Raw genomic sequence first — 14,321 nt, 5'->3', positions numbered from 1 at the left:
AGTTTCCTTAAACCTGATTCATAAAAATCTGTTCTAACGTTACTTCCTGTTTGCGAATGTACTCGAGACGCGGAGAAGAAGACGCCGAAGCGAAAAGTTTGTCTTTAAATTCCTTTTCCGTGGAAGTGGAAACAAGAAACGTATTCCCTTTCGAATCCTCTCCGATCGCCTGCGTTTTATCCGAGATCACACCCGGAAGAGTTGAAAGATATTTCTTACCCGACTCGGGATCGGTTCCGGAAAGAGTGACTTCCAAACCGGAAAGTTTTTCCATTTCCTCTTCAAGTTGTTTACGATCCCTTTGATACACCATTCTTCCCTTATGAAGAAACAGAAACCGCGTGCAGGTTTTATAAACTTCCGGAAGAATATGACTCGAAAGAAGAATCGTATGTCCTTCCCTCAAAGAATGGATTAAATTTCTGATTTCAACGATCTGTTTTGGATCGAGTCCCGAAACGGGTTCGTCCAAAATGATGATCCTCGGATTTCCAAGAAGGGCTTGTGCGATTCCGACTCTTTTGCGAAAGCCGAGAGAAAGAGTTTCGATGTTATTTCTTCGAACGTCTTTTAAGTTGGTTCTTTCGCAGACTCTTGCGATTTCGAAATCGATCGACTCGATCGGGACTTGTTTGATCCTGGCAGCGAACTTGAGATAATCTTCGACCGATAATTCCGGATAAAGAGGCGGAGTTTCCGGAAGATATCCGATCTTCTTTTTTACTTCGAGAGGATTTTCAAACGTATTGGTTCCGTCGATCTCGCAGATTCCGTCGGAGGCGATTAGATATCCGGTAAGAATACGGATCGTAGTCGTCTTTCCCGCGCCGTTCAGGCCGAGAAGACCGACGATCTCCCCTTCTCCCAATTCAAAATTCAGACGGTCTATAGCGAGTTTTTTGCCATAGAATTTAGATAGGTTTTTGACTTTGATCATCTTTGTTTAAACTGCTCACATTGGACAGGTTCTAAATCAATGAAATTTTCCCGTGAAAAATTTCATCTTACGAATGCGGTTTTGCGGGATCTCGGGAAAATAAATCCGATCGTTCCCAAGGAAAGAATAGAAAAAACTTTAGGCATCGGGTCAACCCTTTTCTATGTTAAGAAGTAGAAGCGTTCTTTCTTGCTGAAAAGAATTCTCGAAGAACGTTCTTGGACCGTTTTAAGATTAAAACAAGTTCCGCGAACGGAAAGAATTTTCTTCCAAGGCAGAAGCGACTTCGATTCGAATAGGTCGAGCCGAGTCGTTCCGTCAAACGAATCTCGGATCAGCTTCCGGCTGTCGAAAATTTCAAAGATTCGCTTTCTTGATTCTTCCGGATCGGATGACCCAATCACTAAGACAAAAAATCCCTCTAAACGATATCGACCGGAAACGATTTTTCTTAATTTATTTGTTCGAACAAGTAAAAAAGGATTGTAATATTTCTAAATCCGGTCTTAGGTAATAATTACTTGTTTAGACAAGTAATGGAGATTCTTATGAAAATCTTAGACCTTTTCTTTCGATATGCGCTCGGAGGAGTGTTCCTTGCGTTTGGAATCAACAAATTCGTTCTGTTTATTCCTTCTCCTCCGATGCTCCCGCACGCCGCTCGATTTATAAGTTCCTTGTTGGAAACCGGTTATCTTTGGCAGATCCTCGGTGTTATGGAAATTTTGGGAGGAATCCTGGTTCTTTCCGGAAGATGGACCGCGCTCGGACTTTTGGTTTTGGCGCCGATCGTAGTCAATATAGTTTCTTATCTTTTATTTTTACAAGCCGGCATCGGTTTTCCGCCGTTTGTGATGAGTCTATTTTTATCGAGCGCCGGATTTTATTTGGCTTATCGTCGAAAAGAATTTTATAAACATCTATTTCGAGGATTGGAATTCGATCCGCAAAAACGCTGACTTTCCATTTGCATAGAGCGGCATTCAATCGTTTCAAAAAGTGAGACAAAAAACAGCTCTTTCTAAAAAAGCTCGGAGCCTCCCCTCCGTAGAAGCATCTCCGAGCTTTATCGATCCTCCAACTTTGAGGGATTTGTCCCTGCAAAAAAAGAAACGAAAGCGAAGACTAACGTTTCCTTTAATAATTACTTTCCATTTTCGTAGATCTGATCGATTTGTTTCGAATACTTCTCCGTAATCAAAAATCTTTTGAGAGAAAGTTTAGCCGTAAGCTCTTCTCCTTTCTCCCACGAACGATCAAGAAGACTAAAGCCTCCGATTCTCTCGAAGGATTTGAATCCGTTTTGATCGCTGATCATCTTTGAAATTTCGGAGCGAATCAAAGTTTTTACTTCGGGATGTTTGCAAACTTCACCGAGATCGGCTCCGTATTCTTTTAGATTTTGAAAATTAGGAACCACCAAAACTCCGGGAAACTTTTTATCCTGTCCGACGACCATACAAGATTCTATCAAAGGTGATTCCTGCAATTTCGCTTCGATCGGAACCGGTTCTAAGTTTTCTCCGTTGGATAGTACGATCGTTTCTTTGATTCTTCCCACGATCTTCAGACAAGAGTTCGCAGTAAAAACCGCCAGGTCCCCGGTCTTAAACCAACCGTCTTGTAATACTTTTTCAGTCGCTTCCAAATTCTTATAATAACCTTTCATAACCTGAGGACCTTTTACGATCAGCTCGCCTTTTTTTCCGAAAGGATTCGAACTCGGATAAATATCCTTTCCGGTCGTAATGTCCACGATTCGAATTTCGGTCTGAGGGAAAATTCTTCCCACAGTGCCAACGATCAATTCATCAGGAGTTCTCATCGCAAGAATCGGACTTGTCTCCGTCAAACCGTAACCTTCCAAAACGGGAATGCCGATGGCGTTAAAAAGTTCGTCCACGTGTTGAGGAAGTGCGCCTCCTCCGGAAACGCTCGCCTTTAAGTTTCCACCCGTCGCTTGTCTTACTTTTTTCAAAACGATTTTGTCCAAAAGTTTTGCGGGAAAGATTACGATCGAGAATATTATAAAAGAATAAAGTTTTTTAAAAAAGGAAACCGGCCGGGATTCCGGAATCATCTTCAGTTTTAAATTTTTTAGATTGGAGCTGTGTTTATATCGAATCCGATTTGTCCTGAGCGCGGTAAGGAGCAAAAACTTACTCAACCCTTCCATAGCTTGCAGCTTGGATTGAATACCTTGAAAGATACTTTCCCATAGCCTAGGAGCCGAAGCCATAAACGTCGGCTTCACGATCTGTAAATCCTCCTTTAAAGAACGGATATTCGTGTAATACGTTTTACAACCGAAGGCGATCGAGCCTATTTCGAAAATTCTTTCGAAGATATGCCAAACGGGAAGTATGGAAAGAATTTTATCCTCCTTTTGCAAACCCAAAGGTATGTTTCTGATTTGTGAAAGAATATTCGCGTGAGTCAGCATCACACCTTTGGGATTTCCGGTCGTTCCCGAAGTGTAGATCAGAGTGAGCAGATCGTCCGATTCGATTTTGTCGATTCTCGACAAAACCTTTTGCTTCGAAAGCCGCGAACCTTCCTCTAAAATCTTTCTGAAGGAAAGAATTTTTCCTTCTTTGAAAATCTCGGGAGTTCCTTCGATCAAAATGATAAATTCCAATTTCGGAAGTTTATCCTTTATCGAATTCAATTTTTTGAGTACGTTTTGATTTTCGATAAATACGATTCTACAATCCGCATGCGAAAGAATGTATTCCAAATCCTGCACGGTCGCGTCGCTGCCTCTCGGAACGTCGGCGGCACCCGAAAATAAAACGGCAAGATCCGTTTTGATCCATTCGAGCCGATTGTCCGCGATAATTGCTACGTTTTCCTGTTCTTTCAAACCGCATTTTTCGATCAGATAAGAAGCCAAAGAAAGAGCGTCTTCGTAGAGTTCTCCGTAAGTCGGGCCTTCGAAAACTCCTTTCGAATTTTTAGTGAGAAAGGATTTTTCATTTTTGTAAGTCTGAATCGAATCTCGAAACAACTGAGCGAGATTTTTATAATTCTTAAAGTTTGCATTGGACATGCAAAAGACAATAACTCTAATTTCAGAGTTGGTCGACGGGATTCATGATTCCATACTCTTTTTTTTGAAATATTCCGTCGGCGTTGTTCCCGTTTCTCTCCGAAAGGATTCGTTAAACGAACTCTTGCTGTTAAATCCGCAGCGCATCGCAACGTGAATGATTTTCGCATCCGGATCCTTTTTTAAAATCCGAATCGCTTCCTGAATTCTATGATAATTTAGAAATCGGTTGAAATTCATTCCGTAAGAATCGTTTACAACCTGAGAAAGTTGATCCGGCCGAAGCGAAAGCTGACGCCCGAGCGATTGAAGTGAAATATCGTCTTCTAGATAAATTTTTTTTTCTTCGAAGAGAAATTTCAGCTTTTCCAAAGCCGACCCGGAAAGTTCCGGATTGATCCGATTCTGTTTCCTTTGAATTTCCCTGATATCCCTGCTTACGAGATCCAAAAAATCCGGATAACGGGAAAGAAGAATAAAAATCAAAAATACACCGGTCGAAAATCCGACGGCGCCTATCGTTTTTAGAAACGCAAGTTCCATTCTAAATCCCGAAAAAGTGAACAACATAGAGACCGCGAAAATTCCAAGAATCATGTAGAACACAAAAAGAGCTTTTTCCTTTCCGGCGGAAAACAGAATTCTTCCGTTGAATAAAAGTCGAAACGAAAACGCGATATAGATTCCGGGAACTAAATAACTCATATTTAAGAAAAATAGAATATAGTATTTGAGATGCGGTGAAACCACCGAAAGGTTTTTTTGAAAGATTTCAATTTTTATTTCCTTAGGTATTAATGCGACCGGAAGAAAAAGAAAATCCAAAAAGATCACGAAAACGATATGCGCCCATTGGAATTTCTTCCATTCAAACTCTTGTTCGAAAATGGATTGAATAAAAAGGAAAAACAAAGGGCCCGAAAAAATGGCGAATGGAACGTGCAAAAAAATGAGATCGGGAAAGCTCAGCAAAGTTCCGGAAATAAAAAGGTGAAGTTGTCCGAGCCAAATTGAAATCGCGACAAAAAGAAAAGATCCGATTCTTAAGGAAAGTGAATCGCTTCGATTCACTCCCAACATTACTCCTATCAAAACTGCGCAGAGGGCGCTCGCGTATCCGTACAACTCGATCCACATTCTTACAACCGATTCGCAAAACTAACGTTCGTTTGATTTCTGCCAATTTTATTTTTATCGAAGAATCTTGATCCCGACTTCGTCGACGCGAAGAATGGAATCGATCTCTAAAAAGTCCTAAATTCTCTTAAATTATTCCGATTTCTCATTAAAAATGATGAGAGTTATGTCAATTCAGGATCTTAGGAACTCATCCCACCAAAAAAGAATTGCGAAACCACCCGTGAAACGGGATCCATCCTTAAACACCTAAGGAAAACAAAAGTTCATGGCAATCGCAAACTTTCTGACTCAAGTAAAGACTGGAGGAGGCAAACTCTTTCTTCAATTCGGAGGACAAGGATCTCCCTTCTTGAAAGAACTCTCCAAACTTTATGAATCCGAGCCGTCTCTCAAAGAATTCTTCGACATTTCTTTTAAAACCATCGCGGAAGAAGTTCCAAGTTTAGACAAAAAGATCATCTACGGCGGTTACGATTTCGAAAGCTGGGTAAAAAACCCGGATACGGCTCCCGATGAAAACTATCTCTGCAGCGCTCCGGTTTCCATCGTCGGAATTTTTCTGACTCAAATCGCAAATTATATCTCGTTCGTAAACAAAGGCTTTCCGGTTTCGGAATTGATCTCCAATTCGATCGGAGTCACCGGTCATAGCCAAGGAGTGATCTCTTCCGCTTTGATCGCCCTCGGAAAAGAAGGAGCGGTTTTTTATTCCGCATATGCAAAATTCTTAAAGTTCGTTTTGTATATCGGTTACAGAGCGCAGGAGCTAGTCGGTCCTTACAATCCTTCCGAAGCTCTTATCAAAGCGAACGAAGAAATCGGAGACAAACAACCTTCTCCGATGGTTGCGGTGATCGGTTATCTACAAAAAGAATTAGAAGACAGAGTCAAACAAACAAACGAAGCGCTGGGTCTGAGCGGAACTAAAGCGATTTACGTAAGTCTTTTCAACACTCCCGATTCCAATATCGTCTCCGGAAGCCCGGAATCACTTTTAGAACTTCGTAAAAAGTTCAAAGCGGAAATGGACGAGAAAAAAGTGAAGTTCGTTTATTTAAAAACAACGGCCCCTTTTCATTCTCCGCATATGGAGGATACAAACAAAACGGTTCCTCTGGATATGGAAAGAATCGGCTTCGATTTCAAAGGTTCCGATCTGAAAACTCCGGTCTTCTCGATCTTCGACGGAAGAAATATGCAATCGGACGAAGGAATCGGCCTTCCTCTTTTTAGAGAAATGTTGATCAAAACCTTATACTGGGACAAAGCCGTAAAGGCATTTGTAAACACGCCTAACGTTATCGGTATCGACTTTGGACCGAGTGTCGTGAGTCAGAAATTGACTCAGGCAAATATGGGAACATCCGAGAACAAAATCTACGCGGTTTCCAGTCCAAAGGATATCAAGGTTCTTCTGGCCTGAACAGCCGGGGATTTTCGATTTTAAAATTGATTTACCCGTTTCGGAAGTTTCTTCCGGAATGGGTTTCCGTCCTTCTATCTCTAAAAAGACCGGAAGAGGAAATTCCGAAACTCACCAAAGCGCATTTTACCACCGGTCTTTACTGCGAATATCATCTCTGGTTAAACACATACGAACCTCGCCCCGATTTCGATCCTTACGAGCACCAGTATATTTCTCCAAGACAAAAATCCGCTCTTAGAGATCTCTCTCAGCTTCTTTATCCGAATACCAAAAACGTCCGTTATTCCGAAAGCGAAACAAGGAGAATTTTGAACTCCGGACAAGGAGTCAGATCCGCCTGTTTGGAAACGGAAAAGTTCTCGATGAAAACGGAATATATCCTTCCGAATCCGGAACAAGCCGGAACTTTCGAAATCGTAGTCTTAAAAGCGTCTACTTCATTCAAAAAACAACATATTCAAGAAATTGCATTTCAAAAATTCGCGGCGCAAGAAGCCGGATTCCCCGTTTCAAAATGTACTCTGATTTTCGTGAATTCCAAATTCTTTTATCAAGGAAAAATTCAACCGGAAGAATTCTTCGTTAGAAAGGATGTAACCGCCGAAACCTCTCTCAAAGACAAAGAAACAAAAGAACTCGCGGATTCTCTCTACGATCTTCTATCCAGAAAAAACCGCCCCGCTCGTTACCTAAGCCGCATGTGCTCCCATCCGAGAAATTGCGCGTATCCTGAAGTTTGTCTGACTCCGAAAATTCCCGGAGATATATTTACGCTTCGTGAAGGAAAGGAAGAATCGGGAAAATTTTACGAAAAAGGAATCTTAAACCTAAAAGACATTCAAGAAACCGAAAATCTCACACACCGTCAAAAAACGCAGATCCAGGCGTCGCAAACCGGAAAACCCTTTACCAATCATAAAGTATTCGCGGAATTCTTGAGTAAGATCCGATATCCGATTTACTTTCTCGATTTCGAATCGATCAATCCTCCGATTCCGGTTTATCCTAATTCTTATCCTTTCCAACACGTTCCGTTTTTGTTTTCGCTTCACGTGGTTCGGGAGGATCTTTTCGGTGAACCGGAAAGTTTTTATTATATCGACGATGCCGTCGTCGATCCGAGAAAGGGAATTTTGGAAAAACTGGAACAGTGGATTTCGCCCGGAGGAACTATTCTTTGTTTCAACGATAAGTTCGAAAGAAGATGTCTGGAAGAATCGGCGGCTGCGTTCCCGGAACACAAACCTTGGCTCAAATCGATCCAAGACGACTTTGTCGATTTAGCGAAACCGTTTTGGGAATACGATTACTACCATCCGGATCAAAAAGGAAGTACGTCCTTGAAAACGATTCTTCCCGTGATTACCGGTCAATCGTATAAGGATCTTGGAATCAAATCCGGCCAAATGGCGAACTCCGAATTTTTGAGAGTCAAAACCGAACCGCTCTCCGATTCCGAAAAACGGGAAATCGAAAAGAATCTGATTCAATACTGCAAGTTGGATACGTATGCGATGGTTCTCATTCTCCGCAAAATTCAGGAATGGGTCAGAAGTCATCCAAACCCGGACGCATGAAAGAATTCTAATGAACGATTTGATCTTTTTTTCGAAGTCGCTTAACGTATCGAGAAAATCACTTAAGAAACATATTCGAGTTCGTAAATTTTTCTAAACAGACGATCGATAGTATTTTTACTTTTATCACGATTACTTTATAAAATTGATTACACTTTATAATACTCCAACACAGAACATCGGTTAATCAATATTTGGTGAACTTATACAGTAAAAAATTTATCGACAATTCGATTTTTCAAAAATACATCTTTCTCCATGAGGCTTAAAAATAAATTAATTTTATTTCCGATTCGTTTCATCGTTCTACTTCTGGCTTCTTGTGCAAATTCCGTATCCTCCTATGTCACTGAAAAAGAAACGATCGAATTGATTGCGGGAACTCTCTTTGCTTTTTCAAAAAATCAAGTGGTTTGTCAACCGATCGGTTCTCTTCCGACCCGCGGGAACGAATCGATTTTCTCGGGTCCAACAAATTTGAATCAAGAGCTGTTTCCTTTAGCGGATGCGACTCCGAATCGAATTTCAAAATTCGGATCTTTTTCAACTCCAACGGGAACTATCAGCGCAGAGTATTCTCAATTGAATTCCGGAGAATTTATAGTGGGAGGAGATATGGTTTTTAAAAATAAAATCGATTTATTCTCTGATACGAGAACTCCCAGAACTTTCGCTATCTCTTCTCCTTTCGCTAGATTGTGGGCAAACAAGACCGTTCCCTACACTCTTCATTCCTCACTCAAAGAAACAACGCGCATAACGCGGGCAATCGATTATTATTCTATTCATACTGAAATTCGTTTTGTTCCTCGTACGATCGAAATTGATTACGTAAATTTTCAAGATAATCAGTCGGGTTGCAATTCTAATATCGGAAAAATCGGAGGAAAACAGGATATCAATGTAGGAAACGAATGCGGAGTCTCCGCCGTCGTTCACGAGATGGGTCATTCATTAGGATTATTGCATGAACATCAGAGGCCCGATCGCGATTCCTTTATCAGCGTTGTCTGGTTAAATGTCCCTCCATCCGGCTCAGGCGGTTTTGTTCGATTTGAAAAGCCCGCAGGAATTGAAACGACGGCGCCGAACTACGATTTGTGTTCTATTATGCACTATTCTTCCTACTCCACTCTCAACCTTACTACGTTAGCTCCTCTTATCATTACAAAGGATGAAAAAACGATTCCATACCCTACTGGGTTCAGCGCTACCGATATTTTTACGATTCACAACCTATACAATGGAATTTGAATGTATTAAAAATCCATTGTATAGGTAAAAAATGAAATCCGTTATGTTAAGAGCGGAAACTTCCGATTCCATTCTTCCTTCGTCTCAAATCATCGATTTAGAATTTAAGATTCGTTTTGAAAATCACGGAGAAGAGGCCGTAGAAATCTATCCGAAGATCGCAACGTTTCCGCAGACGATCGGATGGGGCGGCCCGCATTTCAGAGTGGAAATGCAGGATTCAAAGACGCAGGAATTACGTTCGTACTACGGTCCGCCCGCTCAGCCTCCCACGCGAAATTATTACGATAAAAATAAGATCCTCTTACTCCCCGGAGAATCTTGGGAACGATCCGTAACGGCGACTTGGATTCCGAATTCTAAAATACCAAAACGTTCTCTTTCAAAAAAACTCTTGGACCCGGAAGGTTACGACGCAGTCGACGAAACTCTTTTTGAAATATCTTCGATGCTCGTCCTCAATCGGAATCGTAAAGAAATTCTTTCCACAATGAAAGAAAGAGAGGATTTCTTAAGACCGAATCATTTGATTCTTCTTCCGCGTTCGGGAGAATATACATTCTTCCTGATCTATTATCAAAATTCCTGGGTGGATTTTAAACCGAAACGAATCCTGAATCTGAGATCGGAAGAAAAAACCGTCCTTGTCGAATGAGATTGGTTTTGCTTCTTTATACGCTCGGTCGTTTTTAATTTTCCGAGTCGATCCTTTGTTGTTCGAAAATTGCGTTTAAATGAAAACGGCCTTTATCGGACCTAAAGCCCGTTCTCGCTTCGTTTCGGGAAAACCGATCTTCGAAATCCTTCCCGCAAAAAATTCCTTCTTTCTTTGATAAGAACCTGTCCCAAAACTGGGACAGAACGCTGCAGCTTGATCTTTCCGACAAAATAAAATAAGGTTTTGGGACGCTCTGTAAATATTTTATTTCTTTCGATTCCCTGATTGAAATCTAAAATAATTCGTCTATTCTTTCTCATTGCGGAAAAACTTTCCGAAACAGATCATTCTTGGGAGAAACTATGAAAAGATTTTTAGCGTTTTGTCTGACCTTCGCTTTATTCACAACTTCGGTTTATTCCGAAACTCCGGCCCCGCCGAGTGAGGAAAAAGCAAAATCGGATCTTCGTTCTCATTGGGCAAAAAAATACAAAGGAGAAACGATCGAGTCCATTGAAAGCGGCGGAGAACCGGTGATCTTAGAAAAGACCGACGCAAAAGGAAAGGTCGTCGAAACGAAATATAAAATTCCTTTTATCGTCGTTTCCAAAAAAGGAAACTCCAAAACAAAATTCGAGGCCGGCGCAAATTACGTTCTCAGCAAATCCAATCAATGGAATTTTTCGGAAGTGGGCGTAGGCAACGTCGAGAAGATGGCCGGCGGAGATCAAGCAGCGCCTGCAAAACCGAAAGTGAAAGAAATCATTCTCAAAGCTCTGAACGATAAATATTCGGGAGAATATACTTTTTCCGATCTCAAAATCGACGACGGAGAATTCGGAAACTCAGGTGAAAGATTTTGGTATCGATACCAAGGAGATATGAAACGAAAAGCCGCCGACGGTTCCGCAAGCGCCTGTAACGATTCGGATTTTACGATTCAAAAACAAAATGCGAACGCCGATTGGACAGTTGAGATTACGTCTCTTGGAAGAGGGTGTTATTAATACAATCGATCACGACCTGCGATCGTAAAAAAAAGAATAAGAATTTGGAATCGCTTGTTGAAAGGTTATGAGTTTCGAAAAATACATCCTCACTTTTATCGTCTTCGCCATTTTTTGTAATCCCATCTTTGGCGAAGGCGAACTACCGAGCTACACGAGCAGATATACGAATATTCCGAAAGATTGTAAGGAAGATCCGTCTTATGCTATGGAAGGACAGGACATTCCGATTATCTGCAAAGGATACGGATCTTACAAACTGGAAATTTATTCCGGAGAGAAATCGGTAAGAATCGGGATTTTTAACGGAAAAGACGCGGCAATCCCGGTGGCAGAACAAGACCTTGCTTTTTCGGATCAGGAAAGAATGTTCGAATGGCGTTTTAAAAACGGAAAACCTTTTGCGATCATTTTCAGAATTTACCAGTATAAAAAAGATAAACACGATCAATCCATTACTCATAAAAAGTCGCGAACCCGGGAAATTCTTTTTGTAAAAGGATTACACGGCTTTGAACAGATCCGTTATGAAATCGAAACCAATCAACCAAACTCAAATCAGAAAGCACGAGACTGGGCGGATGGAAATTCTTAAATCCTTTCTTCGAAAACTTTGAATGTAAAAGCCGCTCTCATAAGAATCTTCGGAAATCCTCGGATAGAACCCATAAAATCCGGTTGTCCACAGACATGGATCGATTTTCAGTGTTCTCAGAATGGCGCAAAGCAAACCAGTTAAGAAAATCGTCCTAGCTTACTCAGGCGGGTTGGACACATCCGTGATTCTAACCTGGCTAAAAGAAACATACGGCTGCGAAGTGATCGCTTTTACCGCGGACGTAGGTCAAAAAGAAGAACTTTCCGGGTTGGAAGAAAAAGGAATTAAAACCGGAGCTTCCAAGGTCTATATCCAAGACCTTCGTCTGGAATTTGCTAGAGACTTTATTTTCCCGGCCATTCAAGGAAACGCGCTCTATGAAATGCGTTATCTTTTAGGAACGTCCTTGGCAAGACCTCTCATCGCAAAGGCGATGGTGGAAGTTGCGGAAAAAGAAGGCGCGGACGCGTTCGCACACGGCGCCACCGGAAAGGGAAACGATCAGGTTCGTTTCGAACTCGGAGTTAAATCCTTAGCTCCCGAAAAAACGATCATCGCTCCCTGGAGAATCTGGGAATTCGGCGGAAGAGCCGACCTCATTCAATATGCAAAGTCGAAAGGTATCCCCGTTCCAGTCACCGCGGAAAAACCGTATTCCATGGATAGAAATCTGATGCACATTTCCTATGAAGGTGGGATATTAGAAGATCCTTATAAAGAGCCCGACGAGAAAATGTTTCTTTTGACGACTTCTCCCGAAAAAGCTCCGGACTCTCCCGAATATGTAGAACTCGATTTTCAAGAAGGAAACTGTGTCGCGGTCAACGGTAAAAAATTGAATCCTTTGGAAGTGATGGAAACCCTCAATACGATCGCGGGCAAACACGGAGTAGGTCGGGTGGATATCGTTGAAAACAGACTCGTTGGCATCAAATCGAGAGGGGTCTATGAAACCCCGGGCGGAACCGTTTTATTTATCGCTCATAGAGATCTAGAATCCATCACGATCGACAGAGATACTCAACATCATAAAGATAAATTATCCATCGAATTGGCGGAACTCATCTACAATGGACACTGGTTTTCTTCCAGGATGAAAGCGGTTCGCGCTTTTGTTTCGGAAACACAGAGATACGTCACCGGAACCGTGAAAGTAAAGATGTACAAAGGAACCTGCTCCGTTGTGGGAAGAAAATCCTCCGTTTCCCTTTACAATCCTGAAATGGCGACTTTCGAAAAGGAAGAATTGTACAATCAAAAAGACGCGGAAGGTTTTATCAATATTTACGGACTCCCCGCGCAAGAAACGGCAAGGCTTCGTAAAAAATGAACCGAGTCGCGATCTATCCGGGCTCCTTTGATCCGTTGACAAACGGTCATTTGGATATTCTCCATCGATCCTTGACCTTGTTCGACAAGGTCATCATTGCGATTGCGGTGAACTCCAACAAAACGACTTTGTTTTCGATCGAAGAAAGACTCGGATTTATCAGCGAAGTTACAAAAGGAATGAAAGGTCTGGAAATAGACACGTTTCAAGGTCTTACCGTGGATTATTGCGCCAAGGTGGGAGCTACCAGCATCATTCGTGGCTTAAGGGCCGTGACCGATTTCGACTATGAATATGCAATTTCTCTAATGAATAAAAAACTTGCGCCTGAAGTAGAAACCGTTTTTCTCATGTCTTCGAACGAATATTCTTTCATATCCTCAACGATCGTAAAAGAAGTAGCGAGACACGGAAGGGACGTAAGCAATCAGGTTCCGGAAATCGTAAGCAAAGCATTACTTAAAAAACTCTCTCAATAAGGAAAAAAAATGTCCAGAACGTTTATCATGATCAAGCCCGACGGAGTTAAAAACAAACACGTCGGAGATATTCTCGCAAGAATTGAAAAAGAAGGATTCAAAATCCTAGGTTTAAAATACCTGAAGTTGTCCTTGGAAGATGCAAAACAATTCTACAAGGTTCACTCGGCCCGTCCGTTTTATAACGACCTTTGCTCTTACATGTCCTCCGGTCCGATCGTAGCTGCCGCTCTCGAAAGAGACAACGCGGTTCTTCATTGGAGAGAAGTGATCGGCGCAACCGATCCGAAAGAAGCGGCGGCCGGAACCATTCGCGCTCTTTTTGCGGAAAGCAAAGAAGCGAACGCGGTACACGGCTCCGATTCGGACGACAACGCAGCGCTTGAAATTTCCTTTTTCTTCAAAGGAAACGAACTGTTCTAAAAACTTTTTAGGAGCCTGACATTCGTTAGGCTCCGCTCTTTCTTTTCTGAGAACGCGCCGGTTTTATTGCGACGCCCCTTCGGTTAAAAGTATTGCAAAAATAAACGATTTTTCGGTTGTACTTTTGGAAAGAAATTATTAATTCTTTCCAAAATCTGTCAGGAAAAGGTTCTTTAAACCGACAATTCTAGTATGAACGCAAGCACGAGAGACCAGATTCAGAAGCACAGCGAAATTATGAAACAGTACAGAGCGAACGATCCGTTCGGAGATCCCAATCACGGAACGCCCGATTGGATGGACGACGTGATGGAACTGATCTATTCCAGAGAAGAGTTTCTTGTGGATTCGGAATCCGACTTTGAAATTGAATAGCTCGACTTCGCTTTAATAACTCTTACATTTCTCTATTGCAAAATTCTCCGATTCAAATTTTCCTTTCT

The 14,321-nt window shown here is 41.8% G+C and carries 14 protein-coding genes; 11 read left to right on the top strand and 3 right to left on the bottom strand.

Going from position 1 to position 14,321, the window contains the following annotated elements:
- Nucleotides 1-7 precede the first annotated feature (7 nt).
- The gene (locus CH376_RS13995) at nucleotides 8-937 is read right to left on the bottom strand and encodes an ABC transporter ATP-binding protein (RefSeq protein ID WP_100784685.1); all 930 of its coding nucleotides are present in this window, start codon (nucleotides 935-937) and stop codon (nucleotides 8-10) included.
- Nucleotides 938-1,485: 548 nt separating this feature from the next.
- Here CH376_RS13995 and CH376_RS13985 point away from each other — a divergent pair.
- Complete coding sequence (locus CH376_RS13985) at nucleotides 1,486-1,896, top strand: DoxX family membrane protein (RefSeq protein WP_100784683.1); 411 nt, start codon at nucleotides 1,486-1,488, stop codon at nucleotides 1,894-1,896.
- Between the two features lie 185 nt (nucleotides 1,897-2,081).
- On the opposite strand, the gene CH376_RS13980 is transcribed toward CH376_RS13985, so the two are convergent.
- Complete coding sequence (locus tag CH376_RS13980) at nucleotides 2,082-3,986, bottom strand: AMP-dependent synthetase/ligase (RefSeq protein WP_100784682.1); 1,905 nt, start codon at nucleotides 3,984-3,986, stop codon at nucleotides 2,082-2,084.
- A 42-nt stretch (nucleotides 3,987-4,028) separates the two neighbouring features.
- Complete coding sequence (locus CH376_RS13975; protein WP_100784681.1) at nucleotides 4,029-5,123, bottom strand: AraC family transcriptional regulator; 1,095 nt, start codon at nucleotides 5,121-5,123, stop codon at nucleotides 4,029-4,031.
- 268 nt (nucleotides 5,124-5,391) lie between these two features.
- Here CH376_RS13975 and CH376_RS13970 point away from each other — a divergent pair, with 268 nt between their 5' ends.
- The 10 genes from CH376_RS13970 (at nucleotide 5,392) to CH376_RS13925 (ending at nucleotide 14,253) form a co-directional block, all read left to right on the top strand.
- Nucleotides 5,392-6,549, top strand: a complete 1,158-nt coding sequence (locus CH376_RS13970; protein WP_100784680.1) for an ACP S-malonyltransferase — start codon at nucleotides 5,392-5,394, stop codon at nucleotides 6,547-6,549.
- A 311-nt stretch (nucleotides 6,550-6,860) separates the two neighbouring features.
- Nucleotides 6,861-8,129 carry a DUF2779 domain-containing protein gene (locus tag CH376_RS13965; RefSeq protein ID WP_243394686.1) on the top strand — a complete coding sequence of 423 codons (1,269 nt, stop codon included), beginning with the start codon at nucleotides 6,861-6,863 and terminating at the stop codon, nucleotides 8,127-8,129.
- A 258-nt stretch (nucleotides 8,130-8,387) separates the two neighbouring features.
- Nucleotides 8,388-9,383, top strand: a complete 996-nt coding sequence (locus CH376_RS13960; protein ID WP_100784678.1) for a M12 family metallopeptidase — start codon at nucleotides 8,388-8,390, stop codon at nucleotides 9,381-9,383.
- 31 nt (nucleotides 9,384-9,414) lie between these two features.
- Nucleotides 9,415-10,038, top strand: a complete 624-nt coding sequence (locus CH376_RS13955) for a hypothetical protein (RefSeq protein ID WP_243394679.1) — start codon at nucleotides 9,415-9,417, stop codon at nucleotides 10,036-10,038.
- Nucleotides 10,039-10,403: 365 nt separating this feature from the next.
- A complete protein-coding gene (locus tag CH376_RS13950; RefSeq protein WP_100784676.1) occupies nucleotides 10,404-11,048 on the top strand; it encodes a hypothetical protein in 645 nt (214 codons plus the stop codon).
- A gap of 67 nt (nucleotides 11,049-11,115) precedes the next feature.
- Entirely contained in the window at nucleotides 11,116-11,643 is a 528-nt protein-coding gene (locus tag CH376_RS13945) for a hypothetical protein (RefSeq protein WP_100784675.1), read from the top strand.
- A gap of 121 nt (nucleotides 11,644-11,764) precedes the next feature.
- A complete protein-coding gene (locus CH376_RS13940) occupies nucleotides 11,765-12,976 on the top strand; it encodes an argininosuccinate synthase (protein WP_100784674.1) in 1,212 nt (403 codons plus the stop codon).
- A complete protein-coding gene (gene coaD / locus CH376_RS13935) occupies nucleotides 12,973-13,455 on the top strand; it encodes a pantetheine-phosphate adenylyltransferase (protein WP_100784673.1) in 483 nt (160 codons plus the stop codon). Before CH376_RS13940 ends, coaD begins: the two co-directional genes overlap by 4 nt.
- 9 nt (nucleotides 13,456-13,464) lie before the next feature.
- Nucleotides 13,465-13,878 (top strand): nucleoside-diphosphate kinase, encoded by a 414-nt coding sequence (locus CH376_RS13930; RefSeq protein ID WP_100784672.1) that lies wholly within the window; start codon nucleotides 13,465-13,467, stop codon nucleotides 13,876-13,878.
- Nucleotides 13,879-14,070: 192 nt separating this feature from the next.
- Nucleotides 14,071-14,253, top strand: a complete 183-nt coding sequence (locus CH376_RS13925) for a hypothetical protein (protein WP_100784671.1) — start codon at nucleotides 14,071-14,073, stop codon at nucleotides 14,251-14,253.
- Nucleotides 14,254-14,321: the final 68 nt, after the last annotated feature.

This window comes from Leptospira adleri (assembly GCF_002811985.1).
GTDB lineage: Bacteria > Spirochaetota > Leptospiria > Leptospirales > Leptospiraceae > Leptospira > Leptospira adleri.
The sequence above is the reverse complement of the archived record's forward strand: the minus strand, read 5'-3'. Positions and strand labels throughout refer to the sequence as shown.